This window comes from Alloalcanivorax marinus (assembly GCF_016785095.1).
In the GTDB taxonomy this organism is placed as follows: domain Bacteria; phylum Pseudomonadota; class Gammaproteobacteria; order Pseudomonadales; family Alcanivoracaceae; genus Alloalcanivorax; species Alloalcanivorax marinus_A.
Window position 1 is genome coordinate 166,420 of record NZ_JAEKJB010000010.1, and the last position, 23,854, is coordinate 190,273.

Annotated in this window: 28 protein-coding genes; 12 read left to right on the forward strand and 16 right to left on the reverse strand. The window is 66.7% G+C overall.

What is annotated here, in order from left to right; all coding sequences use genetic code 11:
* Nucleotides 1-114: 114 nt before the first annotated feature.
* Genes flgJ through flgB form a run of 9 tightly spaced genes read right to left on the reverse strand, consistent with a single transcriptional unit; the run spans nt 115 to nt 7,249 of the window.
* Nucleotides 115-1,113 carry a flagellar assembly peptidoglycan hydrolase FlgJ gene (gene flgJ, locus JF515_RS14420; protein WP_203105161.1) on the reverse strand — a complete coding sequence of 333 codons (999 nt, stop codon included), beginning with the start codon at nt 1,111-1,113 and terminating at the stop codon, nt 115-117.
* The gene (locus JF515_RS14425) at nt 1,113-2,231 is read right to left on the reverse strand and encodes a flagellar basal body P-ring protein FlgI (protein ID WP_203105162.1); all 1,119 of its coding nucleotides are present in this window, start codon (nt 2,229-2,231) and stop codon (nt 1,113-1,115) included. The genes flgJ and JF515_RS14425 overlap by 1 nt, the downstream gene beginning before the upstream one ends.
* 18 nt (nt 2,232-2,249) lie before the next feature.
* Nucleotides 2,250-2,927, reverse strand: a complete 678-nt coding sequence (locus tag JF515_RS14430; RefSeq protein WP_203105163.1) for a flagellar basal body L-ring protein FlgH — start codon at nt 2,925-2,927, stop codon at nt 2,250-2,252.
* Nucleotides 2,928-2,946: 19 nt separating this feature from the next.
* Complete coding sequence (gene flgG / locus JF515_RS14435) at nt 2,947-3,729, reverse strand: flagellar basal-body rod protein FlgG (RefSeq protein WP_203105164.1); 783 nt, start codon at nt 3,727-3,729, stop codon at nt 2,947-2,949.
* 25 nt (nt 3,730-3,754) lie between these two features.
* Nucleotides 3,755-4,495, reverse strand: coding sequence for a flagellar basal body rod protein FlgF (locus tag JF515_RS14440; protein WP_203105165.1), 741 nt, complete (start codon nt 4,493-4,495; stop codon nt 3,755-3,757).
* Nucleotides 4,496-4,510: 15 nt separating this feature from the next.
* Nucleotides 4,511-5,701 carry a flagellar hook protein FlgE gene (gene flgE, locus JF515_RS14445; RefSeq protein WP_203105166.1) on the reverse strand — a complete coding sequence of 397 codons (1,191 nt, stop codon included), beginning with the start codon at nt 5,699-5,701 and terminating at the stop codon, nt 4,511-4,513.
* Between the two features lie 26 nt (nt 5,702-5,727).
* Nucleotides 5,728-6,402, reverse strand: coding sequence for a flagellar hook assembly protein FlgD (gene flgD / locus JF515_RS14450; protein WP_203105167.1), 675 nt, complete (start codon nt 6,400-6,402; stop codon nt 5,728-5,730).
* Complete coding sequence (gene flgC / locus JF515_RS14455) at nt 6,402-6,806, reverse strand: flagellar basal body rod protein FlgC (RefSeq protein WP_203105168.1); 405 nt, start codon at nt 6,804-6,806, stop codon at nt 6,402-6,404. The genes flgD and flgC overlap by 1 nt, the downstream gene beginning before the upstream one ends.
* A gap of 32 nt (nt 6,807-6,838) precedes the next feature.
* Nucleotides 6,839-7,249: a flagellar basal body rod protein FlgB gene (flgB, locus tag JF515_RS14460; RefSeq protein WP_203105169.1), complete on the reverse strand. Its 411-nt coding sequence runs from the start codon at nt 7,247-7,249 to the stop codon at nt 6,839-6,841.
* A 159-nt stretch (nt 7,250-7,408) separates the two neighbouring features.
* Here flgB and flgA point away from each other — a divergent pair, with 159 nt between their 5' ends.
* The 5 genes from flgA to JF515_RS14485 all read left to right on the forward strand — a co-directional run bounded on the left by flgA (nt 7,409) and on the right by JF515_RS14485 (nt 10,723).
* Nucleotides 7,409-8,107: a flagellar basal body P-ring formation chaperone FlgA gene (gene flgA / locus JF515_RS14465; protein ID WP_203105170.1), complete on the forward strand. Its 699-nt coding sequence runs from the start codon at nt 7,409-7,411 to the stop codon at nt 8,105-8,107.
* A gap of 86 nt (nt 8,108-8,193) precedes the next feature.
* A complete protein-coding gene (gene flgM / locus JF515_RS14470) occupies nt 8,194-8,472 on the forward strand; it encodes a flagellar biosynthesis anti-sigma factor FlgM (protein WP_203105171.1) in 279 nt (92 codons plus the stop codon).
* Nucleotide 8,473: 1 nt separating this feature from the next.
* Entirely contained in the window at nt 8,474-8,923 is a 450-nt protein-coding gene (locus JF515_RS14475) for a flagella synthesis protein FlgN (protein ID WP_203105172.1), read from the forward strand.
* Between the two features lie 49 nt (nt 8,924-8,972).
* On the forward strand, nt 8,973-10,214 hold the full coding sequence (locus JF515_RS14480) for an EAL and HDOD domain-containing protein (RefSeq protein WP_338015228.1): 1,242 nt from the start codon (nt 8,973-8,975) through the stop codon (nt 10,212-10,214).
* An 89-nt stretch (nt 10,215-10,303) separates the two neighbouring features.
* Nucleotides 10,304-10,723 carry a hypothetical protein gene (locus JF515_RS14485; RefSeq protein ID WP_203105173.1) on the forward strand — a complete coding sequence of 140 codons (420 nt, stop codon included), beginning with the start codon at nt 10,304-10,306 and terminating at the stop codon, nt 10,721-10,723.
* A gap of 179 nt (nt 10,724-10,902) precedes the next feature.
* Here JF515_RS14485 and rimI read toward each other — a convergent pair whose 3' ends face one another.
* Genes rimI through rrtA form a run of 3 tightly spaced genes read right to left on the reverse strand, consistent with a single transcriptional unit; the run spans nt 10,903 to nt 12,900 of the window.
* A complete protein-coding gene (gene rimI, locus JF515_RS14490) occupies nt 10,903-11,403 on the reverse strand; it encodes a ribosomal protein S18-alanine N-acetyltransferase (RefSeq protein ID WP_238401086.1) in 501 nt (166 codons plus the stop codon).
* Nucleotides 11,403-12,251 carry a hypothetical protein gene (locus JF515_RS14495; protein WP_203105174.1) on the reverse strand — a complete coding sequence of 283 codons (849 nt, stop codon included), beginning with the start codon at nt 12,249-12,251 and terminating at the stop codon, nt 11,403-11,405. Before JF515_RS14495 ends, rimI begins: the two co-directional genes overlap by 1 nt.
* Before the next feature lie 43 nt (nt 12,252-12,294).
* Nucleotides 12,295-12,900, reverse strand: coding sequence for a rhombosortase (rrtA, locus tag JF515_RS14500; RefSeq protein ID WP_203105175.1), 606 nt, complete (start codon nt 12,898-12,900; stop codon nt 12,295-12,297).
* A 126-nt stretch (nt 12,901-13,026) separates the two neighbouring features.
* On the opposite strand from rrtA, the gene JF515_RS14505 reads away from it, so the two are divergent.
* Nucleotides 13,027-14,484 (forward strand): SLC13 family permease, encoded by a 1,458-nt coding sequence (locus JF515_RS14505; protein WP_203105176.1) that lies wholly within the window; start codon nt 13,027-13,029, stop codon nt 14,482-14,484.
* Between the two features lie 100 nt (nt 14,485-14,584).
* Here the strand turns inward: JF515_RS14505 and groL are convergent, their stop codons facing one another.
* Both groL and JF515_RS14515 read right to left on the reverse strand, forming a co-directional pair.
* Nucleotides 14,585-16,231, reverse strand: a complete 1,647-nt coding sequence (gene groL, locus JF515_RS14510; RefSeq protein ID WP_203105177.1) for a chaperonin GroEL — start codon at nt 16,229-16,231, stop codon at nt 14,585-14,587.
* 88 nt (nt 16,232-16,319) lie between these two features.
* Nucleotides 16,320-16,610 (reverse strand): co-chaperone GroES, encoded by a 291-nt coding sequence (locus JF515_RS14515; protein WP_138774085.1) that lies wholly within the window; start codon nt 16,608-16,610, stop codon nt 16,320-16,322.
* 251 nt (nt 16,611-16,861) lie between these two features.
* Here JF515_RS14515 and JF515_RS14520 point away from each other — a divergent pair, with 251 nt between their 5' ends.
* Both JF515_RS14520 and JF515_RS14525 read left to right on the forward strand, forming a co-directional pair.
* Nucleotides 16,862-17,623, forward strand: coding sequence for an SDR family oxidoreductase (locus JF515_RS14520; protein ID WP_203105178.1), 762 nt, complete (start codon nt 16,862-16,864; stop codon nt 17,621-17,623).
* 37 nt (nt 17,624-17,660) lie between these two features.
* Nucleotides 17,661-17,981, forward strand: coding sequence for an MGMT family protein (locus JF515_RS14525; RefSeq protein WP_203105179.1), 321 nt, complete (start codon nt 17,661-17,663; stop codon nt 17,979-17,981).
* Nucleotides 17,982-18,073: 92 nt separating this feature from the next.
* Here the strand turns inward: JF515_RS14525 and JF515_RS14530 are convergent, their stop codons facing one another.
* Nucleotides 18,074-19,426, reverse strand: coding sequence for an AmpG family muropeptide MFS transporter (locus JF515_RS14530; RefSeq protein WP_238401087.1), 1,353 nt, complete (start codon nt 19,424-19,426; stop codon nt 18,074-18,076).
* A 123-nt stretch (nt 19,427-19,549) separates the two neighbouring features.
* On the opposite strand from JF515_RS14530, the gene JF515_RS14535 reads away from it, so the two are divergent.
* The gene (locus JF515_RS14535; RefSeq protein WP_203105180.1) at nt 19,550-20,440 is read left to right on the forward strand and encodes a ketopantoate reductase family protein; all 891 of its coding nucleotides are present in this window, start codon (nt 19,550-19,552) and stop codon (nt 20,438-20,440) included.
* A 30-nt stretch (nt 20,441-20,470) separates the two neighbouring features.
* Here JF515_RS14535 and JF515_RS14540 read toward each other — a convergent pair whose 3' ends face one another.
* Entirely contained in the window at nt 20,471-21,046 is a 576-nt protein-coding gene (locus JF515_RS14540; RefSeq protein WP_203105181.1) for a cob(I)yrinic acid a,c-diamide adenosyltransferase, read from the reverse strand.
* Between the two features lie 199 nt (nt 21,047-21,245).
* On the opposite strand from JF515_RS14540, the gene JF515_RS14545 reads away from it, so the two are divergent.
* The 3 genes from JF515_RS14545 (at nt 21,246) to JF515_RS14555 (ending at nt 23,853) form a co-directional block, all read left to right on the forward strand.
* The gene (locus tag JF515_RS14545; RefSeq protein WP_203105182.1) at nt 21,246-22,610 is read left to right on the forward strand and encodes an ATP-binding protein; all 1,365 of its coding nucleotides are present in this window, start codon (nt 21,246-21,248) and stop codon (nt 22,608-22,610) included.
* A gap of 87 nt (nt 22,611-22,697) precedes the next feature.
* On the forward strand, nt 22,698-23,381 hold the full coding sequence (locus JF515_RS14550; protein WP_203105183.1) for a response regulator: 684 nt from the start codon (nt 22,698-22,700) through the stop codon (nt 23,379-23,381).
* A gap of 136 nt (nt 23,382-23,517) precedes the next feature.
* The gene (locus JF515_RS14555) at nt 23,518-23,853 is read left to right on the forward strand and encodes a Spy/CpxP family protein refolding chaperone (protein ID WP_203105184.1); all 336 of its coding nucleotides are present in this window, start codon (nt 23,518-23,520) and stop codon (nt 23,851-23,853) included.
* Nucleotide 23,854: the final 1 nt, after the last annotated feature.

Below are 23,854 nucleotides of genomic sequence, written 5' to 3' on the forward strand. Positions count from 1 at the left end.
GCTCTCCAGCCGGGCCGCTTCGAGGTAGCGTCACGGGCGGCTCCGTAGCAGTGGCGGCGTTGCGCTTCAGTCGCGATGAAGCTGGCACGGCGATGATCGCGACTCAAGTCGCTCCTACGGTGCCAATCGATCATGGCGGGAGCGACCGGGCGGCATGCTGGCCAGCCGCTCCGCCGCAATACCTCCGATGCGATCCATCACCGCCACCAGTTTGTCCGCGTAGGCCGGGTCGGTGGCGTAGCCGCCGTCCTGCAGGGCGCGGGCGGCCTGGTCGGCGCTGTCGGCGCGCAGCACGCCGGCGTAGCGGCCGTTGCCGGTAAGCAGACGGCCATGGTCGGCGAACGCCTCCTGATAGGAGTCGTAAACGCGGAAGCGTTCCACGCGCTTGACCCTCTGGCCGTCGATGTATTCGTGGGTGGTGACGTCGGTGGTCTTGCCTTGCCAGCCGGTACCGGCCTTGATGGCGAACAGGTTGTGGCTGTCGGCGCCGTCCTCGGTGGTGATGCGGTGGCGGCCCCAACCGGTTTCCAGGGCGGCCTGGGCCAGAATCAGCGGCGCCGGCACGCCGGTGCGGCGCTCGGCGTCCCGGGCCGGGCCGGCCAACTGGTCGACGAAGGCTTCCGGGGTGGCCGGCGGGTTGGCCGCCGCCAGCAGCGGCGGCCGGGGTGCTTCGGCGCGCGCGGATCGATCGGCACGGTCGGTGCCAGCGAGTTCGCGCCCGGTCGCTGCCCCGTCGGTGGCAGGCTCCGTGGCCGCGCCGCCCTCCGCCCGCGATACGCCGGGCAGCGCCCGGGGCGTGCCCTTGGGAATGCCGGCACGGTCGGAGAGCTGGGCCACCAGTTGGTCCGCCAGCCCCACGCCGCGCCCGGCCAGGTGCTGGGAAAGCTGCTGGTCGAACAGGGATTCATAGAAGCGGGTCTGGCTGCTGTCGAGCAGGTCGGCCCGTGGTCCGGCATCGCGCATGGCCTTGATCATGCGGTGCAGAAACAGCGACTCGAACTGTTCGGCGGTTTCCCGCAGGGCGCCGCCGGGGTCCCGGGCGGCGCCCCGTTTAAGGCGATCGAGCCCCTGCACATCGAGAGCGAAACCGCCCTGTACGCCATCGGAGCTCATCACAGTATCTCCAGTTCCGCGCGCAGGGCCCCGGCGGCCTTAAGCGCCTCAAGAATGGACATAAGATCCTGGGGGGTGGCGCCCAGGGCATTGAGGGCATCGACCACCTGCATCAGGTCGGCGCCTTCCACCACCCGCAGAGCGCCCTGCTGCTGGCGTATGCTGATATCGCTGTTCGGCACCACGGTGGTATCGCCCTGGCCGAACGGTGCCGGCTGGCTGACGCCGTAATTGGTATCGATCACCACGGACAGGTTGCCGTGGGCTACCGCCGCCGGCTTCAGGGTGACGCGCCCGTTGAGCACCACCGAACCGGTGCGGGCGTTGATCACCACCTTGGCGGGCGCTTCGGTGGGGGTCACATAGACGCGCTCCACACGGGCCATGAAACTGACCCGCTCGTTGGCGCTGGTGGGCCCCTGCAAACGGAGGGTGCGGGCGTTGGCGGCACTGGCCACGGAGCGCCCGAACTCGGTGTTGATGGCACGTACCGCCCGTTCGGCGGTGCCGAAATCGGCGTCCTTGAGTTGCAGTTCCAGCACGCCGTTGGCCTCACCCAGCGCCAACGGCACTTCCCGTTCCACCAGGGCGCCGTTGGCGATGCGACCACTGGCCTGTTGATTGATCTGCACGCTGCTACCGCCGGCCTCGGCGCCGGCGCCGCCGATCAGCAGGTTGCCCTGGGCCAGGGCGTAGGTGGCGCCGTCGGCGCCCTTGAGGGGCGTCATCAGCAGGGTACCGCCGCGCAGGCTGCGCGCGTTGCCGATCGACGACACCACCACGTCGAGGCGCTGGCCGGGGGCGGCGAAAGGCGGCAGGTCGGCGGTGACCATGACGCCGGCCACGTTACGCAACTGCATGTTGGTGCCTTCGGGGATGGTGATGCCGAGCTGGCTGAACATATTGCGCAGGCTCTGGGTGGTGAACGGCGTTTGCATGGTCTGGTCGCCGCTGCCGTCGAGCCCCACCACCAGGCCATAGCCAACCAGCACGTTGTCGCGCACGCCGGCGAAATCCGCCAGTTCGCGCAGTGGCTCGGCACGCAGCGACGCCGGCAGCAGAGCCGCCAGCAACACCACGATGCCGGCACGACGAACCAATTCCACGATAAATGCCATGCTCCCGGGGCCTCGCCGTCAGAAGGGGGAAATGTTCAGGAAGAAGCGCTGCAGCCAACCCATGGTCTGCGCCTCGTTGATGTAACCATCGCCGACGTACTCAATGCGCGCGTCCGCGACCTGGGTCGAGGCAACCCGGTTGCCAACGCTGATTTCCCGGGGGTCCACCACGCCGGAAAAACGAATGAACTCGGTGCCCTGGTTGATCAGGATCTGCTTCTCGCCACGCACCCGCAGGTTGCCGTTGCCCAGCACTTCCAGCACCGTCACCGTGATGGTGCCGGTGAAGGTGTTGCGCGCCTGGGAACCACCGCCGCCCTGGAAGGTGTTCTCGCCGGCCAGGTCGAAACCGTAATCGCTCAGGTCCTCCAGACCCTTGGGCACGGCGGTGGGGGTCAGGGCGGCGGAGCCGTTACGGTCGGCGTTGCTTTGCGAACTTTTCGAGGCGCTGACCTGCTCGTCGAGCAGCACCGTGAGTACATCGCCCACCATGACCGGGCGGCGGTCCTCGAACAGCGGTCGATAACCGCGCCGCGCCTGAAACAGGGAGCCATCGGGCCGTGCTGGTGGCGGTTGCGGAATCGCCACCTTCTCCTGCTCGCCGACCACCGAGGGCCGCGGTAGCTGGGCACAGCCGGACAGCGCCAGGACGGCGATCATCAAGGCCAGCAAAAGACGGCGCGGCACGAGGTTCATCAGGCTCTCCCGGGATCGGTTACAGCTGCGCCAGCCGGGACAGCATTTCGTCGGAGGTCTGCACCGCCTTGCTGTTGATCTCGTAGGCGCGCTGGGTCTGGATCATGTTCACCATCTCCTCCACCACGTTGACGTTGGAGGTCTCCACGTACTTCTGGTAAAGGCTGCCGGCGCCGTTCATGCCGGGCATGCTTTCGGTACGCAGACCGGAGCTGGTGGTCTCCAGATAGAGATTCTCGCCAATGCTCTCCAGGCCCGCCGGATTGACGAAAGTGGACACGGTGAGCTGGCCCACCTCCACGCTTTCGCTGGAACCGGGCTCGGTGACCGACACCAGCCCATCCTTGCCGATGGTCACCTGCAGGGCGTTCTCCGGGATCATCACCGCCGGCTCCAGGGGGTAACCGCTGGAGGTGACCATCTGGCCGTTCTGGTCAAGCTGGAAACTGCCGTCACGGGTGAAAGCCACGTTGCCATCGGGCAAACGGACCTGGAAGAAACCCTTGCCGTTGATGGCCAGATCCCGGGAGTTGCCGGTGTTCTCCAGCCCCCCCTGGCTGTGCAGGCGTTCGGTGGCCACCGGGCGCACGCCGGAGCCCACCTGCATGCCCGAAGGCAGCGAGTTCTGCACGTCGTTGGCGCCGCCGGGTTGCCGCAGGTTCTGATACAGCAGGTCCTCGAACACGGCGCGGGATTTCTTGAAACCGTTGGTGCTGACGTTGGCCAGGTTGTTGGCGATCACGTCCATCTTCACCTGTTGGGATTCAAGGCCGGTTTTCGCGGTCCACAGGGATTTGATCATGGTATTTCCTCGTGGTTAACGGGGCTCAGTTGATCGACAGCAGACTGTTGGCCCGCTGGTCGTTTTCGTCGGCGCTTTCGATCACCTTCATCTGCATTTCGTAGCGACGACCGTTGTCGATCATCGCCACCATGCCGTCGATGGCGCTCACGTTGCTGCCTTCCAGGGCGCCGGAGATCATCCTCGCCTCTTCATCCAAAGCCAGTTGGCCTCCGTCGTCGGGACGGAACAGGCCGTCCTCGCCCCGGGTCAGGCCGGCGTCGGCGCCGCTCACCATCTTCAACCGAGCGACGCGGACCAATGCATCCGGGTCCTGCCCGGGACCGATGGCACTGAGAGTGCCGTCGGCGCCCATGGACAACCGCGCGCCCAGCGGCACCATGATCGGGCCGCCTTCGCCAATCACCGGACGGCCGGCGCTGTTGAGCACGCCGTCGGCGTCCACCTGAAGATCGCCGCGCCGGGTGTAGGCCTCGCCGCCGTCGTCGCTCTGCACCGCCAGCCAGGCATCGCCCTGCAGGGCCACATCCAGATCGCGGCCGGTGGCGTTCATCGGCCCGGCGGAAAAATCCGAGCCCGGCGTGCTGGCCACCACCGAGGCGCGGGTGGCCAGCACGCCGTCACCTTGCACCGGCACCGCGCGCATCGCATGCAGCTGCCCCCGGAAGCCGGCGGTGGAAACGTTGGCCAGGTTGTTGCTGACCACCGCCTGGCGATCCATGGTCTGCTTGGCCCCGCTCATGGCGGTGTAGAGGATGCGGTCCATCGTGGCGGCCCCCTATCAGCGCAGGTTGACGGCGCTTTGCAGCACCTCGTCCTGCACCTTGATGGTCTGGGTATTGGCCTGGTAGTTGCGTTGCGCGACGATCAGGTCCACCAGTTCCGAGGTCAGGTCCACGTTGGACTTCTCCACGGTGCCCGACTCGAGCCCGCCAAACTGCCCTTCGCCGGCCAGCCCCAGCAGTGGCTGGCCGGAGGTGCCGGTTTCCTTCCAGGCGTTGTCGCCGGCCATCTCCAAGCCTTCCGGATTACGGAAATTGGCCAGCGCTATGGTGCCCAGCACCTGGGATTTTTCGTTGGAGTAATTACCGATGATGTTGCCCGCCTCATCGAAGGTGATGCCCACCAGGGAGCCGGCGGCGGCGCCGTTCTGGGTCAGGGTATCCATGGCGAAACCATTACCGAACTGGGTGGTGCCGTCGAAGTCGATGGTGAAGTTGAGCGGGTCCGCGCCGCCGCCCGGAGTGAAGGCGTAGGTGGGGAAGGTGCTGGCCCCCTCGTCGAGCACCCCGTTGCCGTCGAACACCAGTTCGCCCACGTTGGCGGGGTCGGCGGTACCGTCCAACGCCACCCGTACTTCCCAGGTGTTGTCGGCGGTCTTGGTGAAATAGGTGGTCATGGTGTGCTGCACGCCCAGGGAATCGTAGGCGGTGCCGGTGTTGGCGTAGGAGTAGCTGTCACCGTCGGCGGCGTCGAAGGGTGTAGTGGCCCGGTCAATGGTGTCGGCGGTGGCGTCCATCTGGAACGAGGCCTGCACCGCGCTGGTGGCCACCGCCGGCATGGCGCCGGCGGGCACGCGCAGGGTCTCCGGCTGGCCACCGGTACCGACACCGGCGGGAAAGCCGGTTAGCCGCGCGCCCTGGGCGTTGACCAGGTAGCCGTCGCTGGTCAGTTTAAGCTGGCCATTGCGGGAATAGACGATTTCCTCACCTTGCTGGAAGCGGAAGAAACCGGCGCCGTTAATACCCAGATCCAGGTTACGGCCGGTGGCTTCCAGCGTACCGTTGGAGAAATCTTGCAGCACCGCCGCCACGCGCACGCCCTGGCCGGCCATGGCACCGGTATAAACGTCGGCGAACTGGGTGCTGGCGCCCTTGAAGCCCACGGTCTGGGCGTTGGCGATATTGTTGCCCACCACGTCCAGGTTGATGGCGGCGGAGTTAAGACCACTGAGTGCCTGTGAAAAGCCCATTTGTTTGCTCCTCGAGAGTGTGCGGGTCAGAGGATCTGGCGGATGTCCGCCAGAGCCACGGGTTCGGAAATGCCGCCCAGATCCAGACGCGGCGCCCCTTCCTGGTCCAGGCTGACGCCGTTCACCAGGGCATAGTTGAGTTGCGTGGCATCGACGCTGTCACCATCGGCGGTGGCTTCCACGGATACCGTGTAGGCGCCCTTGGGCGCGGTTTCGCCGTTGTCCATTTCGCCGTTCCAGGTGAACGATTCCACGCCGGCTTCCATGGGGAAGCTGTCGAAGCGACGCACGACTTCGCCGCTCTCATTGCGAATGGTGATGGTCACCTCATCGGCGCCACGGCCGAGCTCCACGCCAAACGGCGTGGTGGTGCCGTCCTCTCCCACCAATACCCGCTGCCCGGGCACCAGCACGCCCTTGCCGATCAGACCGGCGGCCTGGATCGCCTGGCCAGCATCGATCTGCCCGGTGATGGATTCCAGGGTGGCATTGAGATCCTGGATTCCGCTGACCGTGTTGATCTGCGCCAGCTGAGAGGTCATCTCGGCGTTTTCCATCGGATTCATCGGGTCCTGGTTCTTGAGCTGAGCAACCAGCAGCGTCATGAAACTGTCCTGCAGATCGGCGGCCTGATCAGCGCCGCCGTTGGGCGCGACGCCGTTGATCCCGTTCAGGACGCTGGTATCAATGGTCGAGGCCATCAGTTTTCTCCCAGGGTCAGTGTCTTCATCATCAGTTGCTTGCCAGTATTGAGGACTTCCACATTGGCTTGGTAGGAACGTGACGCCGAGATCATGTTGACCATCTCGTGGACCGGCTCCACGTTGGGCATGGTCACGTAACCCTGGTCGTCGGCCAGCGGATGGTGGGGCTGGTATTCCTGACGCATGGGCGCGTCGTCCTCCACCACCCCGCGCACCGCCACGCCACCGATGCCGCCGTCCTGACCGCGCGCTTCGAACAGAACCTGCTTGGCACGGTAGGCTTCACCGTTCGGGCCGGCCACGCTGTCGGCATTGGCCAGATTGCTGGCGGTGACGTTCATGCGCTGCGACTGGGCCGCCATGGCCGAGCCGGAAATATCGAAAATCGAAAACATGGACATGGAATCTCCTCGCACCTCTATTCGGGCTGCCTCTATTCAGACTGCATGGCGGATTTAAGACCCTGGATACGACCGTTGAGCAGGCTGAGCGCGGCCTGGTAGCGCACCGCGTTGTCGGCGAACCGGACCCGCTCCACATCCATGTCCACGGTGTTGCCGTCCAGGCTGGGCTGAGCCGGCACCCGGTACAGCAAATCACCCACGGCGCTGGCGCGGCCCCGGGCCGGGATGTGACCGGCCGCGGTAGTGCGCAGCGCCAGACCACCCTCGCCGCCACCGTTATCCATGGCCCGGGACAGCTCCCGACCGAAGTCGAAATCGCGGGCCTTGAAGTTGGGGGTATCCGCGTTGGCGATGTTATTGGCCAGCACCTGTTGCCGTTGGTGGCGCAGTCCAAGCGCCTCCTGGTCATAATTCAGGGCGGCGGCGAGCCGGTCGATCATGCCGAAACTCCAAGAAAATACGGTCGATGGCAGACTAACCAGGAGCCGGAAACAACAAAGGCGCGAACAGGGCACGGTTTCGGCCCCATTTCGATTCTTCGCCACGCTGACGGCGCTCTAGAATGGCGGAATGGATACACGATGGGAGCGCCACCGGTGATGATCGCCCGATTCCTTCAACGCCGGCGGCGGTCCGCCCTGCTACTGACCGGGCTGCTGCTGGCACCGACCGCCAGCATGGCGGCGGACGACCTCCTGGCGGCGCGGGTGCGCGCCTTTCTGGCGCAACGCGCCGCCGGCCTTGATGGCCAGGTGTCGGTGACGGTGGCCCCGGCCACCGCCGAGCTGCCGCCCTGCCCATCTCCGCGCCCGTTCATGCCAGGCCGGGACCAGCCGCTGGCGGGCCGGGTGACGGTGGGCATCCATTGCGATGACCTCGGCGCCATGGTGCGGTACCGGCGCGCCAGGGTGTCGGTGATCGGCGATTACTGGGTGACCGCCCGCCGCCTGGAAGCCGGCACGGTGATTGACGACGGCGCCCTGGAGCGCCGCCACGGCGACCTGGCGGCCCTGCCCGACCAGGCGGTGCTGAGCAAGGAGGCCCTGCTGGGCCGGGAGGCACGGCGGACCCTCGCCGCCGGCCAGGTGCCAAGGGCCCATCAGATCCGTCGCCCGCCCCTGGTGGCGCGGCGCCAGACCGTGAACCTGGTGGCCGGCGGCGAGGGCTTTCGCATCAGCCGGGAGGGCCGCGCCCTGGACGAAGCCGGCCTGGGCGATCCGGTAAGAGTGCGCCTGCCCAACCGGGAAGTGGTGACGGCGCGGGTCACCGGGCCCGGCGAAGCGCGGGTGGACTATTGAAAATGGGACCGTCATCACGGATTGGGACTAAAGTTCCCACCGGCCACGCCGATAGTCCGGGATGACAGCGTGATGGAGGGTTTCCCTTGAAAATCGACAACATTTCCCACCTGTATCCGTCGACCACGGTGAATCAGGGCAAGGCCGGCGAGCGGGTCGGCAGCGACGGCCAGCGCCCCGACGCCACCGAGGCCGGCGAGGTGGCGCACCTGCGCGCGCCCGCCGGTGACGGCCAGGACATCGATCGGGCCCGGGTGGAAGAAGTGCGCCAGGCGATCGCCGAAGGGCGCCTGGAAATCCGCGCCGACCGCATCGCCGACGGTCTGATTCAAAGTGTCCGGGACCTGCTCGGCGAGGATCACTGACATGAGCCTGGCGGTCCACCTGCGGCGCCACCGTGAGCGCCTGGACGAATTGGTGACCCTGCTGGAACAGGAACGCGCTCACCTGGCGGCGGGGCCGGTGGATGGCGCGGAACTGGGCCGCCTGGCGGAACGCAAACAGGCTTGCCTGACGGCGCTGAATGAGTTCGAGCAGCGCCGCCGGGAGGTTCAGCGCCGCCTCGGTTACCGCGACGATCACGAAGGCGACCGTCGCGCCGCCCGCCAGGCCGGCTGCGCCGACCTGTGGGCCGCCATCCTGACCACCGCGCACCGTGCCGCCGACCTCAACCGCACCAACGGCGTGCTGATCGGCGTGCGCATGGAAAGCAATCAACGCCTGCTCAACGGCCTGCGGGAATGGGCCGGGCGCGGCCTGTACGGACCGGACGGCCAGGCGCGGACCGGCGGCGGGCGGGTCGACCAGCACGCCTGACCCCCTTCCATCACCACGACAAGCCACACCATCACAGGAACACCAATCCGTGAAAACCCAGGACATGCTCGACGAGGACGAAAAAATCGATGTCTTGCTGGCCTGCCGGCCGGTGTTCAACCGCGGCCAGGACGTGGCCGCCATCCAGTTGTTGCTGGATCAGGAGGGAGGCGACCAGGGTGCCTCGCTGTCCGACCTGGAGCACTCCTCGCCGGTGATCCTCGGCACCTACGCCTCGCTGTTTCAGAATGGCCGGGTGGAAGCGGTGCCCAGCTTTCTGCGCGTTAGCGAGGAAGTTCTGCTCGCGCCCCAGCTCACCGCGTTACCCAAAAAGCAGTACATCCTGGAAATCCCCGGCGACCTGCTGCTTACCTCCGACCTGGTGGAGCGGTTGCGCGGTCTGGCCCGGCGCGGCTACCGCCTGGCGCTGGCGGACTATGATCCGGATGATGACGAACTGGACGTGCTGCTGGAGGTGGTGCACATCGCCAAGGTCAACACCCGCCATCTGGACCACGACGGCGTACGGCGCGCCACTCAGCGGCTGCGCCGCCACGGCGTGGAAATGCTGGCCGATTACCTGGACGACCGCATCGCCTTCCGCCAATGCGTGGAACTGGGCTTCGACTACTTCCAGGGCGACTTCCTGCGTGAACCGGAACCGGTCAGGGGCAAGAAAATCGCCGGCAACAAGCTGCTGTTACTGCAGCTTCTATCGGAACTGCACAGCCCGGACGCGTCCCCGGCGCGGCTGGAGGAAATCGCCATCAAGGATGCCCAGTTGACCTGGCGTATTCTGCGCACGGTGAACTCCGCGGCCACCGGGCTGCGCCGGGAAGTGAATTCCATTTCCCACGCCATCGCCCTGCTCGGCCTCAACGAAATCCGCCGCTGGGCCAACCTGTTCCTGGTGGAGGGCGCGCCGGACAAACCGGAGGCCCTGACCCGGGACATGCTGGTGCGTGGCCGCATGTGCGAAGCGCTCGCGGAGTTGTGCGAACGTGACAATCCGGTGGACCACTTCATCGTCGGCCTGCTTTCACAGCTTGATGCCCTGCTCGACATCGGCATGCCGGAACTGATGGAGCAGGTACCGCTCAGCCAGGAGGTAAAGACCGCCCTGCTCAACCGCGCCGGCGGCCCCGGCGAGATCCTCACCGAAGTGGAGGCTTACCAGGCGGGCCGCTTCGACGCTCTGCGCCTGCTCGACGACCGCCGCTACTACGAAGTGGCTTACCGCCACAGCGTGGCCTGGGCCCGCCAGGTGCAGCAGGCCATGGTTCCCGAATAAGGGTGTTTCCCGAATAACGGACGACAAGTGAACACCCGTGCTACAGTAGCGCGCGACCGGAGTCCCATAATCGATAACAAGGATGCCCCATGCGCGCGCTTTTTATTGCCCCCTTGCTGGCCGTGTTCGCCCTGCTCGCCGCCTGCAGTAATACCCCAGACGACGATGTCATCCGTGATGCCCTGGAGCAGGAGCTGAAGCAGGCTCATCTGGCTGAGCTGTTCACCGTCACCGAGGTGGAGATTCTCCAGGCCTACCCCCAGGAAGGCGACGACCAGATCACCCTGGATGTACGCTACACCATGGAAGCGCGCCAGGGGCTGTCCGAGTACAGCCGGACGGTCAAGAATGACGAGGAGCGTGACGCCATGGACCGCTTCGCCATGGTCATGGCCCTGGCGGCGGTGCGGGTGGAATTCGGCGATTTCGAGCAGGGCGACACGTTCAACCAGGAGCGCCGCCTGGACCTGCAACGCACCGAGGACGGCTGGCGCATCCCACGCCCGTAGCGGTAGCGGCGCCCGCCACGTCCCCGTAGGAGCGACTTCAGTCGCGATGCCGGCGGCACGGCCCATGATCGCGACTGAAGTCGCTCCTACAGCAATATCCAACCAGCATTGCCACACTCGTAGCCGCACGTGACACCACCTCGGAGCGTCTCGTCGCGACCCGGCTGGAGGGTTCGACCCTACTTATGGCTGCCGGCGATCTCGGCCATCATCAGCACCGCGTCCTCCCGGCCCTCGCCCCGGGTACGGTAATAGCCCTTGCGGCGGCCGGTCTCCTCGAACCCCAGCGCCCGGTAGAGACACTGAGCGCCGACATTGCCGGCGCGCACCTCCAGAAACATCACCGCCATGTCCTCGGCCTCCGCCTCCGCCAAGGCCCGACCCAGCATCCAGCGGGCCAGCCCACGGCGCTGCCAGGCCGGAGCCACGGCGATGTTAAGCAGATGGCATTCATCGAGCACGCTGGAAAGAATCATGAAGGCCACCGGCATTCCCTCCACGGTGGCCACCTGGCAGCGATAGCCGCTGCGCAGGCAATCGCGGAAGTTGCCGCTGCTCCAGGGCGTGACCTGGCTGGCCTCTTCAATGGCCTGCACCCGCTCCAGATCAGCGCTGGTGAGAGCGCGCAACCGCGCGCCGGCCGGGCCGGTCGCCCGGGGCTTGCCCGCCGTGCCCATCATCAACGACCGCCAAACCCCTCGGCCACCATGGCCCGCCAGCTATCGCGCTTGTGACGCACCGGCTCGGCAAGCATCTCTTCCAGGCTGCTCACCACCAGGGCCGGCAGTTCGCCGAACCGGAACGGTTGATAGCGCGGTTGCTCGAACAGGGCGCCGGCAAGTGCCTCGTCGAGGCACATCAGCACCCGCTTACCACCCTGACGACCGGCCAGGCCGGCGAGAAAAGCCCCCAATGCCTGGACCGCCTCGCCGGCGGCGGTGGGCTGGCCGGCCAGCGGGCAGTAGAAACGACGGGGCCGCTCCCGGCCCGCTCCGAACACCGCCAGCAAGGCGCCGGCCAGGGAACCGGTATGGCGGCCCAACTCCGGCGCGCTCGGGTCTTCCTGCTGGAACACCACCCAGGTGTCGCCGGCCAGGTGCGCCTCCAGGGTGAACACCAGGATGCCCGCGCGGCCGCCCTCCTCCGCGAAGGCGTTGCGGGTCTCGGGCGCGCGCGTGTTCTCCCGGGTCCGGGGCGGCTCTTTAACTGGCGCGGAAGGCTTGTCGAGCGCTGAAGGCTCTTGCAAGTGCGCTGAAGGCTCGTCCAAGCGCGCTGAAGGCTGATCCAAGCGCGCTGAAGGCTGATCTAAGAGCGCTGAAGGCTCTTCCTCCGCCGGGGCCTGGGGCAACCGTACCGGGCGCGGCACCACGGAGGCGGGTACCGCGTCGGCCATGGGCGTGGGCTGGCCGTCGCTTTCCGCCTCCCAGTCCAGCGTCTCACTGGGCGCCGCGCCGGGCAGGGGCACCCGCGCCACCCAGGGTGTCAGCCCCAGGGCCCGCAGATAGCTTTGGCGTTGCGCTTCGTTCATGGTCGGCTCGGTGAAAAAACGGATGAGACGCAGCTTAGCAAATTCACGCCGGCGGCTGTATCGCGGGACGCGCAAAGCGGGCCGTCAGCCCCTGAACGGCGGCCAGCAAGGCGCCGCTCAGCGCACCATACAGGTGTGCGTTCACATAAACCCGACCGTGAATCCAGGCACGCAGATAATCCAGATCGTAGCCCGGGGTCTGCTCCCAGATCAGACGCCCCGCCACCAGCGCCAGCACCAGGGAATGCAGCACCGGGTTACCGCGCCAGCCGATCAGCAGGCAGTACACCAGCAGCCCCTGCAACAGGCCGGAGAGGCCCACGTACCAGTCCAGGTCCCGATCAATCAGGAACATGGCCAGGCTCACCAGGGGCGCGCTGACCAGAAACCACAACCAGAACCGGCGGCGGTCCAGCAGGTCCCGGAAGAACCACAGGATCAGCCCCAGCCCGGCCAGGTTCATCAGCGTGTGCCAGTGATTCAGATGCACCAGATGGGCGCTGAACAGCCGCCAGATTTGACCCGCCTCAAGGGCTACCCGGTCATAGCGCAACGTCGAATTGACCCACGGATGCGCCACGCCCAGGATCAGAACCAGAGCGGAGAAGGCAGCGGCATGGACAAACAGCTTGGGGTCGCGGGCGGTCATGGGCGCAGCATACGCCGGCCGGCCGGAATTGCCCACTGCGCCCAGGCCCCGCCTTGGTTAAACTAACCCGCTTCCCGGTGCCCCCCGCGCCATCCACGCACTTCAATCAGCAATCACCGAGACGCCATGTCCTCTCCGTCTTCTTCCCCCATTACCCAACCCGGGCGCGCCGCCGTGATCGGCCTGTGGCTCGGTCCCCTGTGGCTGATCATCACCCTGGTGGCACCACCGCCGGCGGGCATGCCGGACCCGGCCTGGGCCTGCGTGGGTCTGGCCTTGCTGATGGCCACCTGGTGGGCCACCGAGGCGTTGCCGATTCCAGCCACCGCCTTGCTGCCGCTGGCCCTGTCGCCGGCCCTGGGGATCACCGACATGTCCCGCACCGCCAGCGCCTATGCCAATCCGGTGGTGTTTCTGTTCTTTGGCGGCTTCCTGCTCGGCCTGGCGATGCAGCACTGGCACCTGCACCGGCGGCTGGCGTTGCACGTGCTGCGGCTGGTGGGGCCGCAACCACGCCGCCAGATCGGCGGCTTCATGATCGCCACCGGCTTCCTCAGCATGTGGGTCTCCAACACCGCCACCGCGATCATGATGCTGCCCATCGGCATGTCCGTGATCAGCCTGCTGGACGACGGCGGCGGCGACCGTCGCGAGGTGAACCGCTACGCCACCGCCCTGCTGCTGGCCATCGCCTACTCCGCCAGCATCGGTGGCGTGGCCACCCTTATCGGCACCCCGCCGAACTCCCTGCTGGCCGGCTATCTGCATGACAACCAGGGTATCGATCTGGGCTTCGCTCAGTGGATGATCGTGGGCGTGCCGATCAGCATTTCCATGATGCTGGTGGCCTGGTGGTGGCTGACCCGGGGCGGCTTCAAGCTCGGCACCGGCGGTGACAGTGCCACCCTGATCAACGAAGAGCTGACCAGGATGGGCCCCATCGACAGCGCCGAGAAGCGGGTGGCGGCGATCTTCGTGCTGGCCGCCGTGGCCTGGATCGGCCGGCCTTTCCTGAGCAGCCACCTGGGCCTTACCTGGCTCAGCGACACCGGCATCGCCATCGCCGCCGGTCTGATCATGTTTCTGGCGCCCAGCGGTCGTATGCGGGGGGAACGGCTGCTTACCTGGGACAGCGCCCGGGACCTGCCCTGGGGCGTGCTGCTGCTGTTCGGCGGCGGCCTGTCCCTGGCGGCGGCGATCTCCGATTCCGGGCTGGCGAAATGGATCGCCGAGCAGTTGCAGGTGCTGCATGGCTTCCCGATCCTGATGATCGTGGGTCTGGTGGTACTGGTGATCCTGTTCCTTACCGAGGTCACCTCCAACACCGCCACCGCCGCCGCCTTCCTGCCCTTGCTGGGCGCGCTGGCGGTGTCCCAGGACATCTCTCCGCTGCTCACCACCATCCCGGCGGCGGTGGCCGCCAGCTGCGCCTTCATGATGCCCGTGGCCACGCCACCTAACGCCATCGTGTTCGCCGCCGGCCACATGCGCATCCAGTCGATGATCCGCGCCGGCCTGGTGCTCAATCTGGTCGGCGTGGTGCTGATCACCCTGCTGGCGCTGCCGCTGATGAAGTTGATGTAGGGTCTGGGTCCGGCCTTCGCTTCCCGCTCAAGGACAAGCAAACATAAAAAAACCCCGCCGAAGCGGGGTTTTTTATAGGGGGTCGGTATGACCGGGAGGCTTACATCATGCCGCCCATGCCACCCATACCGCCCATGCCACCCATGTCCGGGGCACCGGCGCCGGCGTTTTCTTCCGGCTTGTCGGCCACCATGGCTTCGGTGGTGATCATCAGGCCGGCGATGGACGCCGCTGCCTGCAGCGCGGAGCGGGTTACCTTGGCGGGGTCCAGGATACCCATTTCCAGCATGTCACCGTACTCGCCGCTGGCGGCGTTGTAGCCGTAGTTGCCGGAACCGTTACGCACTTCCTGTACCACCACGGACGGCTCGCCGCCGGCGTTGTGGACGATCTGGCGCAGCGGGGACTCGAGGGCGCGGATCACCAGCGCGATGCCGGCGTTCTGCTCTTCGTTGTCGCCTTTCAGGTCACCGATGCTGGTCAGGGCACGTACCAGGGCCACGCCACCGCCAGGCACCACGCCTTCTTCAACGGCCGCACGGGTCGCGTGCAGGGCGTCGTCGACGCGGGCTTTCTTCTCTTTCATTTCCACTTCGGTGGCGGCACCGATCTTGATCACGGCCACGCCGCCGGCCAGCTTGGCCACGCGCTCTTGCAGCTTCTCGCGGTCGTAGTCGGAAGAGGAGTTGTCGATTTCCTTGCGGATCTGCTCGACGCGGGCGTCGATGTCGCCCTGCTCGCCCTTGCCACCCACCACGGTGGTGTTTTCCTTGTCGATGTTGACCTTCTTGGCGGAACCCAGGTCTTCCAGGGACACGTTTTCCAGGCTCAGGCCCACTTCCTCGGAAATCACGGTACCGCCGGTAAGGATGGCGATGTCCTGCAGCATGGCTTTACGGCGGTCGCCGAAGCCCGGTGCTTTCACGGCGGCGCACTTGATGATGCCGCGCATGTTGTTGACCACCAGGGTGGCCAGCGCTTCGCCTTCGATGTCCTCGGCGATGATCATCAGCGGACGACCGGCCTTGGCCACGTTCTCCAGTACCGGCAGCAGCTCGCGGATGTTGGAGATTTTCTTGTCAACCAGCAGGATGTAGGGGTCTTCCAGCTCGACCTGCATCTTTTCCTGGTTGTTGATGAAGTACGGGCTCAGGTAGCCACGGTCGAACTGCATGCCTTCCACGACTTCCAGTTCGTTGACCAGGGACTGGCCTTCCTCGACGGTGATAACACCTTCCTGCCCCACTTTCTCCATGGCCTGAGCGATGATTTCACCCACGGACTTGTCGGAGTTGGCGGAGATGGTGCCCACCTGCTCAATGCTCTTGGTGTTGTCGCACGGGGTGGACAGGGACTTGAGCTGCTCGACCACGGCGTCGGTGGCTTTGTCGATGCCGCGCTTGAGGTCCATCGGGTTCATGCCGGCGGCGACCGCCTTCAGGCCTTCGTTGACGATGGACTGGGCCAGCACGGTGGCGGTGGTGGTGCCGTCACCGGCTTCGTCGTTGGCCTTGGAAGCCACTTCCTTCACCAGCTGGGCGCCCATGTTCTCGAACTTGTCTTCCAGCTCGATTTCCTTGGCCACGGACACGCCGTCCTTGGTGATGGTGGGCGCGCCGAAGGATTTCTCCAGCACCACGTTGCGGCCTTTCGGGCCCAGGGTTACCTTGACCGCGTCGGCCAGGGTGTTCACGCCCTTGGCCATGCGCTGACGGGCGGAGTCACGGAACAATACTTCTTTCGCCATTGTGTCTTACCTCTGCAAATTCGTTATTACCGGCACCAATCGGCACTGGCACGACCGGACGGTCCGGCGGCCTCGCCTTGGCGGTCGATCAGCCTTCGATGACGGCCAGAATCTCGGCTTCGCTCATGATCAACAGCTCTTCGCCATCCACCTTCACGGTGTTGCCGGAGTACTGACCGAAGATCACCTTGTCGCCCACCTTCACGTCCAGGGGGCGCACTTCGCCGCTGTCCTGGATCTTGCCGTTGCCGGCGGCGATCACTTCGCCACGGGACGGCTTCTCGGCGGCGGAACCCGGCAGCACGATACCGCCGGCGGTCTTGGTTTCTTCCTCCTCGCGGCGCACCAGCACGCGATCATGCAAAGGACGGATTTTCATGGTCTCCATTCTCCAAGGTCGTAATCAAAGGTTAGCGGGGTCACCCGAGAACCGGATTAGCACTCTCACGGTTTGAGTGCTAATCATAGTTACCGCGACTTTTCAGTCAATAGGCGCGGGCGGGAAATGCCGCTCCGGCACCGTGTTCAGCGAGATGGGGACGTGAAGGCGGGTTTCAAGGGACCGTTGCGTCATTGGCCCGGCCCGGTTCGATGGGCATACTCCGGGTTTTCCTCGACAAGGAGCGACCCATGGATCTCAACGACAAAGTAGTGGTGGTCACCGGTGCCGGTCGCGGCCTGGGCCGCGCCATCGCCGAGAATCTGGCCGGCCAGGGCGCGCGTATCGCCTGCGTGGACCTCAATGAGGACGACCTGCGCGACACCGTGGCGCGCTGCGAGGGCGCCGGCGGCGACGCCAAGAGCTACCTCGCCAACGTGGCCCGGGAAGAAGAGGTAACCGCCCTGTTCGACGAGGTGGTGGCGGATTTCGGCGCCGTGCACGGCCTGGTCAACAACGCCGGCATCACCCGCGATGGCCTGCTGATCAAATACAAGGACGGCGAGCTGCAATCCACCATGAGTCTGCAGCAATGGCAGGCGGTGATCGACGTGAACCTGACCGGCGTGTTCCTGTGTGGCCGCGAGGCGGCCCGCTGCATGCTCGAAGCCGGCGTCGACGAGGGCGTGATCGTCAATATCTCATCCATTGCCCGCCATGGCAGCTTCGGGCAGACCAACTACGCCGCCGCCAAGGCCGGCGTGGTGGCCATGGCCGAGGTGTGGGCCCGGGAACTGGCCCGCTACAACATCCGCACCGGGGTGGTGGCGCCGGGCACCATCAACACCGACATGATCGCCGCCATGAAACCGGAGGCCCGTGACCGGCTGGTGGCCGGCGTACCGCTCAAGCGCCTCGGCGAGCCGGAGCACATCGCCTTGTCAGTGCGTTTCATCTTCGAGAACGACTACTTCACCGGTCGGGTGATCGAGACCGACGGCGGATTGAGGTAGGAGCGGTGGTTCCACCGCTCCTACGGGAGAGGCGGAGATGAACCAGGAATTCCGCGACGCGGTCTACCAGATCGTGGCCGCCATCCCGGCCGGCACGGTGGCCAGCTACGGCCAGGTGGCGCGGCAGGCGGGCTGGCCCCGCCACGCCCGCTTCGTGGGGCGCTTGATGAGCCAGCTGCCGAAGGGCACCGTCCTGCCCTGGCACCGGGTGATTCGCGGCGACGGCGGGTTGCCCCTGGCGGGCACGCCCAGCGGCGAGGTCCAACTGCGCCGGCTCGCCGAGGAAGGGGTGGCGGTGGTCGGTAACCGGGTGCCGAAGCGCTGCTTCTGGGCGCCCGGTGAGGATCGCCGGAGCTGACGGTGGCGAACGCCGCCTCCACCATTTCGCGGCTGAAGCGGATCGCCGCCCGACCGCTCCTACCCCATCCTGCCACCGCCGTAGGAGCGACTTCAGTCGCGATTCCCTGCAGCCGCGACCCTGGTCCGCCCCCGCCGCATCCACCACAGGGTCAGCAATATCGCCGGCACGCCCAGCAGGGCCGCGTAGTTGAAGAAGGTCGGGTAACCGGCGGCCTTCACCACCTCGCCGGAAAAGCCGCCGATGAACTTGCCCGGCAGGGTCATCAGCGAACTGAACAGGGCGAACTGGGTGGCACTGAAGTTGCGGTTGGTGAGGCTGGACATGAAGGCGATCAGGGCCACGTTGGCGAAGCCGCCGAACAGATTGTCGGCGCTGATCACCGCCGCCAGCCAGGCCAGGGCCAGCCAACGCACCTGCTCCACTGGCACCTCGGTGACCGGCAACGGTGTCACCGGTGAATAGGTGGCCATCACCGCGAACAGCACGTTGGTGAGCGCCACGCCCACCGCGCCCATCAGCATCGAACGCCCCAGCCCCCAGCGCAGCACCGCCAGGCCACCCACGGCGGAACCCAGGATGGTCATGAAGAAGCCGAAGAACTTGGCCACCGTGGCGATCTCGTTCTTGGTGTAGCCGATGTCCAGATAGAAGGGATTGGCCATCACCCCCATGGTGATGTCGCTGATCCGATAGATCGCCACCAGCGCCAGCAGCCCCAGGGCCAGGGCGCCGTAGCGGCCGAAGAAATCCCGGAACGGGGCGATCAGGGCGGTTTCCAGCCACTGCGCCGGGTGCCGGCCGAAGCTCTGCCGGGGCGGCGTGTCCGGCTCGCGGATAATCAGGGTGGTGACGATGCCCACCGCCATCAGCCAGGCCATCACGTGGTAGGCGCCGTTCCAGGAGTCGTAGCTGGCGATGTAGAAGGCGCCGGCGCCGGCCACCAGCATCGCCACCCGGTAGCCGAGGATGTAGGTGGCCGCCATGGCGCCCTGGAAGGAATCGTCGGCGGAATCGATGCGGTAGGCATCGATGCAGATGTCCTGGGTGGCGGAGCAGAACGCCACCAGCAGCGCCAGTTGCGCGAAGCGCTCCAGGTGCCCCACCGGCTCCACCAGCGCCATGGCCGCCAGGGACAGGCCGATGCCGATCTGGGCGAGCAGCAACCAGCTACGCCGCTGGCCCAGGGCCCGCCCCAGCAGGGGCAGCTTGAGGCGATCCACCACCGGCGCCCAGAACACCTTGATGGAAAACATAATGCCCACCCAGCTGAAGTAGCCGATGGCGGCCCGGTCCACGTCGGCGTCGGCGAGCCAGGCGGACAGGGTGGAAAACACCAGCAGGTAGGGCAGCCCGGCGGAAAAACCCAGGAACAACATCACCAGCACCCTGGGATGGCTGTAAAGCCGCCAGGCGGTGCGCAGGGTATCAAGCAGATCGGGCATCGGGGCTCCGTCCCGTTACGACCGGAAAACGCACATGGTCCCGGTTTCAGGGACGCGGCACAACCGGAGTTCGCCGCCGGAGAAGGTAATGCAAAGCGGCGGAACAGGCCCTAGTATGGCCCGATGACCACGCCCGACTCCCCTATCTGGTATCTGGCCGGCGCCGGCAACATGGGCACCCTGGCCGCCGGCTATTTACTGGCCGCCGGCCTGCCTGTGATGGTGTTGCGCCGCCATGCCGGCGCCACCCTGGACAAGACCCTGAGCTTCGAGGACGGCCGGCCCGCGCGCGCGCTGAGCCTGCCGGTGGCGATGCCGGCGGCGCCGATCCGGCGCCTGGTCGTGGCCTGCAAGGCGCCCTGGTCCGCCGCCGCGCTGGACGGGCTGCCACTGGCCCCGGACGCCACCGTGCTGCGCTTGCAGAATGGCCTCGGCAGCCTGGATGGTCTGCTCCCCGAGGGCGCTGATCTGATCGAGGTGGTCACCACCTCGGCGGTGAAGGGCCAGCATCCGGAACACCGGCTGGTGGCGGAGAACGAGACCTGGATGGGGCGCGCCGGGGTCGGGCCGGCTCCAGACTGGTTTCCGCGCCTGGCGGCGGCCTGGCCGGGCCTTGAGTGGACGTCGCCGATCCGCCCCCGGCAATGGCGCAAGCTGGTGGCCAACGCGGTGATCAATCCGCTCACAGGGCTGTACGACGTGCCCAACGGGCAGCTGCTGGAGGCCCCGGACCTGACGGCCCGGGCGGCGCGGCTGGCGGACGAGGCGGACACCCTGCTACGCGCCCTGGACCCGGCCTGGCCCGGCGACTCCCGGGCCCAGGTGATGGCGGTGGCGCGGGCCACCGCCGGCAATACCTCTTCCATGCGCGCGGATATGCAGCGCGGCGCGATCACCGAAATCGAGGCAATCAACGGCTGGCTGCTGCGGGAAGCGGACCGGCTGGGCCTGGAGTTGCCGGCCCACCGGGAAATCGTCGCCGCCGTTCGCCAACGCCACCCCTCTCCCCAGTAGGAGCACCGGGCGGCCCCCCCGTGCTCCGCCTTAGCGGTCCCGGCGTTGCACCCACTGCGGTTCCGGGGTGCCGGTACGCTGGTTGATCAGCCGGGCCATCACGAACAGCAGGTCACCGAGGCGGTTGAGCAGCGCCCGGCTTTCCGGATTGACGGTATCGTCGCCGGTGTTAGCCAGCGTCACCAAGTCGCGCTCGGCGTGACGCGCCAGGGTCCGGCAGTGGTGGCACCAGGCCGCCGCCGGATGGCCGCCGGGCAGCACGAACTCCCGCAGCGGTGGCAGTTCCGCGTTGAGGGTATCGGCCTGGGATTCCATCTCCACCAGGTCTTCCTCGGTGAGGGTCACGGTGCCCGGTACCGCCAGTTCACCGCCCAGATCGAACATCAGTTGCTGCACGGTTTCCAGCAGGCCGTCCAGGTCCGGGTCGAGGCCCTTGGCACGCAACACGCCCAGGGCGCTGTTGAGCTCGTCCAGACTGCCCAGGGCCTGAATCCGGGGGTGGTCCTTGGCCACCCGGGTTCCGTCGGCCAGGCCGGTGCGCCCATCATCGCCGCTGCGCGTGATCACCCGGTTGATGCGGGTCTTGCCATTGCCGTCATCGCTCATAAATCACCGTCCGGATTGGCTTGAGATAAGGGCCTCATTAGAACCGGGCGAAGCGGGAGTTGAAAGTCCAAAGTTGCCGGATGACGGTCCGTGCACGAACCCCGCCGGTGACGATCTTGAAAGAATGTGCAAGACACTGGGTCCGCCGGCGCCGGGCTCGTAAACTGGCGGCTCACTTCCCGGCAAGGCCGCCGCCGTCATGGGCATTCGCAATAAACTCTTCGTGACCTTCCTGGCCACTTTCCTGGTGCTGATCCTGGCGGCCAGCGGTTTCTTTTTCTTCGCCTTCGAGCGCAGCCTCAGCAAATACATCGATGAGCGCCAGCAAGCTCAGGTGGAGCGCCTGGCCGAGCACCTGGGCGTGCTCTACAGCCAGCGCGGCAGCTGGCGCTTCCTGCTGGAGGAGCCCCGCCTGCTGGGGCGGCTGTACTGGCTGGCCGGCGACCGTGAGACGCGCCGCGAGCGCGGCGACGACAAGCGCCCGGATGCCCCCCCCCGCCACCTCACCCTGCTGACGCCGAACAAACGCCCGCTGCTGGGCCCGCCGCCGCCATCACGGCTGAGCCAGCAAGTGCCGATCCACGCCGGCGGCGAGCTGGTGGGCTGGCTCGCCTACCCGGACCAGGAGGCGATCCGCGACAAGCTGGACCGTCGCTTTCAGGAACGCCTGCTGCGCTTCATGGCCACCATGGCGGTGGTCGGCCTGGTGCTGTCGCTGCTGGTGTCCTGGTTACTGGCGCGTCACCTGGTGGCACCGGTCACCGCGCTGACCCGCCACACCCGGCGTCTGCGAGAAGGGGAGTACGAAGCGCGGCTGACCAGCCAGCGCCGCGATGAGCTGGGCGAGTTGATCCGCCATGTGAACGGCCTGGGTGAGCGCCTCGACCAGGGCCGGCGCGCCCGTCAGCGTTGGTTTTCGGACATCGCCCATGAGCTGCGCACGCCGCTGTCGGTGCTGCAGGGTGAACTGGAGGCCATGGTCGATGGCGTGCGGCCGCTCAACCAGGACGGCATCGCCGCTCTGGAAGCCCAGGTGCGCCAGCTCACCCACCTGGTCAACGACCTGCATGATCTGGCCCTCGCCGACGGCGGCAATCTGCGCTACCACTTCCGCCCGCTGGACCTGGACAGCCTGTGCGAGGACGCCGTGGACGCGGTGCGCCCCGCTCTGGAGCGACGCCAGGTGAGTCTGGAGACGACGCTGCCCGCGGCGCCCATCAGCGGCGACCCGGTGCGGCTGCGCCAGTTGTTGGATAATCTGCTGCAAAACAGCCTCAAGTACACCGACCCGGGCGGTCGAGTGCGGCTGGAGCTGGAGGCCGAAGGCGACCAGTGGCGGCTGACCCTGGACGACAGCGCGCCCGGGGTGCCGGACGAGGCACTGCCGCGCCTGTTCGACCACCTCTATCGGGTGGAAAGCTCGCGCAACCGGGACACCGGTGGCGCCGGCCTGGGGCTGGCCATCGGCCAGCGTATCGTGGAGGCCCATGGTGGCACGATGAGCGCGGCCCACAGCCCGCTGGGCGGGCTGCGTATCATCGTGCGCCTGCCGAGCGGCTCGTAGGAGCGGCTACAGCCGCTCCTACGGGGCTGGCGGAACCCTGCGCGGCAGGGCGCCCCAGGCAAAGGGGCTCAAATAAAGGAAACCGGAATGACGAACATTCTGATCGTGGAGGACGAGCCCCGGCTCGCGGAGTTGCTGGCCGATTATCTGCGCCACAGCCATTTTCAGCCCGAGCACACCGCCAGCGCCGTGGAGGCGGAACGGCGGGTGCGCGAGGGCCACTTCGACGCCGTGCTGCTGGACCTGATGCTGCCCGATGGCGATGGCATGGAGGTGTGCAAGGCGATCCGCCGCTTCTCCGAGGTGCCGGTGTTGATGATCACTGCCCGGGTCGAGGAGGTAGACCGTCTGCTGGGCCTGGAGATCGGTGCCGACGACTACATTTGCAAGCCGTTCAGCCCCCGCGAGGTGGTGGCCCGGGTCAAGGCGGTGCTGCGCCGCGCGCGGGGTGAACCCCGCGACCAGGAAGCCGGGCTGACCCTGGACCGGCACCGCTTCGAGGCGGTGCACGGCGAAGCCCGGGTGGCGTTGACCGCCATCGAATTCGAACTGCTCGCCACCCTGGCCCGCCAACCCGGTCGGATCTGGAGCCGCGACCGCCTCATGGACGTGATCTACCCGGACCACCGGGTGGTGTCCGACCGCACCATCGACAGCCACATCCGCAAGCTACGCCGCAAGCTGAGCGAGGGCCTGGGCGGTGATCACGATTGGATCGGCAGCGTGTACGGGGTCGGTTACCGGTTGCAGACGCCGGAGGAAAACGCCTAGCGGGCTATCGCGACTGAAGTCGCTCCTACCGCGAAGCTTCCACGGTTCGTGCATCCTTGATGCACATTGCCGGGCGATACTGATTACAACGCCGGCATGGGCCGGCCTTGAACAGCATCACCCAAGGAGGTTCACCATGAAAAAAGTCACGACCCTCGCCCTGGTTCTCCTCACCGGCGCCACCCTGGCCGGCACCGTCAGCGCCGAGCCGCCCCGCGGCCCGCAACCGGAACGGATGGTGGAGCACATGAGCCGCCAGTTGGACCTCACCGAGGACCAGCAAGCCCGCATGAAGACGATCTTCGAGGAGCAGGGCGAAAAAATGCGCGCCCTGCATGAGGAAACCCGCCAGCGCATCGACGGCGTGCTCACCAAGGAGCAGCGCGCCAAGGCGGAGGAACTGCGCGAGGAGCGCAAGGAAAAATGGGAAGCGCGCAAGGACAAGATGAAGGAGCGCCGCGACCCGCGCTGAT

Coding starts and splice junctions, on each gene's coding strand:
- JF515_RS14440 (WP_203105165.1), bottom strand. CDS start 4,495: ATGGACCGCATCCTCTACACCGCCATGAGCGGGGCCAAGCAGACCATG.
- JF515_RS14485 (WP_203105173.1), top strand. CDS start 10,304: ATGCGCGCGCTTTTTATTGCCCCCTTGCTGGCCGTGTTCGCCCTGCTC.
- rrtA (WP_203105175.1), bottom strand. CDS start 12,900: ATGACCGCCCGCGACCCCAAGCTGTTTGTCCATGCCGCTGCCTTCTCC.
- JF515_RS14430 (WP_203105163.1), bottom strand. CDS start 2,927: ATGAACCTCGTGCCGCGCCGTCTTTTGCTGGCCTTGATGATCGCCGTC.
- JF515_RS14535 (WP_203105180.1), top strand. CDS start 19,550: ATGACCACGCCCGACTCCCCTATCTGGTATCTGGCCGGCGCCGGCAAC.
- groL (WP_203105177.1), bottom strand. CDS start 16,231: ATGGCGAAAGAAGTATTGTTCCGTGACTCCGCCCGTCAGCGCATGGCC.
- rimI (WP_238401086.1), bottom strand. CDS start 11,403: ATGATGGGCACGGCGGGCAAGCCCCGGGCGACCGGCCCGGCCGGCGCG.
- flgG (WP_203105164.1), bottom strand. CDS start 3,729: ATGATCAAATCCCTGTGGACCGCGAAAACCGGCCTTGAATCCCAACAG.
- JF515_RS14530 (WP_238401087.1), bottom strand. CDS start 19,426: ATGCCCGATCTGCTTGATACCCTGCGCACCGCCTGGCGGCTTTACAGC.
- JF515_RS14425 (WP_203105162.1), bottom strand. CDS start 2,231: ATGGCATTTATCGTGGAATTGGTTCGTCGTGCCGGCATCGTGGTGTTG.
- flgD (WP_203105167.1), bottom strand. CDS start 6,402: ATGGCCTCGACCATTGATACCAGCGTCCTGAACGGGATCAACGGCGTC.
- flgB (WP_203105169.1), bottom strand. CDS start 7,249: ATGATCGACCGGCTCGCCGCCGCCCTGAATTATGACCAGGAGGCGCTT.
- flgA (WP_203105170.1), top strand. CDS start 7,409: ATGATCGCCCGATTCCTTCAACGCCGGCGGCGGTCCGCCCTGCTACTG.
- JF515_RS14540 (WP_203105181.1), bottom strand. CDS start 21,046: ATGAGCGATGACGGCAATGGCAAGACCCGCATCAACCGGGTGATCACG.
- flgE (WP_203105166.1), bottom strand. CDS start 5,701: ATGGGCTTTTCACAGGCACTCAGTGGTCTTAACTCCGCCGCCATCAAC.
- JF515_RS14525 (WP_203105179.1), top strand. CDS start 17,661: ATGAACCAGGAATTCCGCGACGCGGTCTACCAGATCGTGGCCGCCATC.
- JF515_RS14545 (WP_203105182.1), top strand. CDS start 21,246: ATGGGCATTCGCAATAAACTCTTCGTGACCTTCCTGGCCACTTTCCTG.
- JF515_RS14550 (WP_203105183.1), top strand. CDS start 22,698: ATGACGAACATTCTGATCGTGGAGGACGAGCCCCGGCTCGCGGAGTTG.
- JF515_RS14475 (WP_203105172.1), top strand. CDS start 8,474: ATGAGCCTGGCGGTCCACCTGCGGCGCCACCGTGAGCGCCTGGACGAA.
- JF515_RS14505 (WP_203105176.1), top strand. CDS start 13,027: ATGTCCTCTCCGTCTTCTTCCCCCATTACCCAACCCGGGCGCGCCGCC.
- JF515_RS14495 (WP_203105174.1), bottom strand. CDS start 12,251: ATGAACGAAGCGCAACGCCAAAGCTATCTGCGGGCCCTGGGGCTGACA.
- flgC (WP_203105168.1), bottom strand. CDS start 6,806: ATGTCCATGTTTTCGATTTTCGATATTTCCGGCTCGGCCATGGCGGCC.
- JF515_RS14555 (WP_203105184.1), top strand. CDS start 23,518: ATGAAAAAAGTCACGACCCTCGCCCTGGTTCTCCTCACCGGCGCCACC.
- JF515_RS14520 (WP_203105178.1), top strand. CDS start 16,862: ATGGATCTCAACGACAAAGTAGTGGTGGTCACCGGTGCCGGTCGCGGC.
- flgJ (WP_203105161.1), bottom strand. CDS start 1,113: ATGAGCTCCGATGGCGTACAGGGCGGTTTCGCTCTCGATGTGCAGGGG.
- JF515_RS14515 (WP_138774085.1), bottom strand. CDS start 16,610: ATGAAAATCCGTCCTTTGCATGATCGCGTGCTGGTGCGCCGCGAGGAG.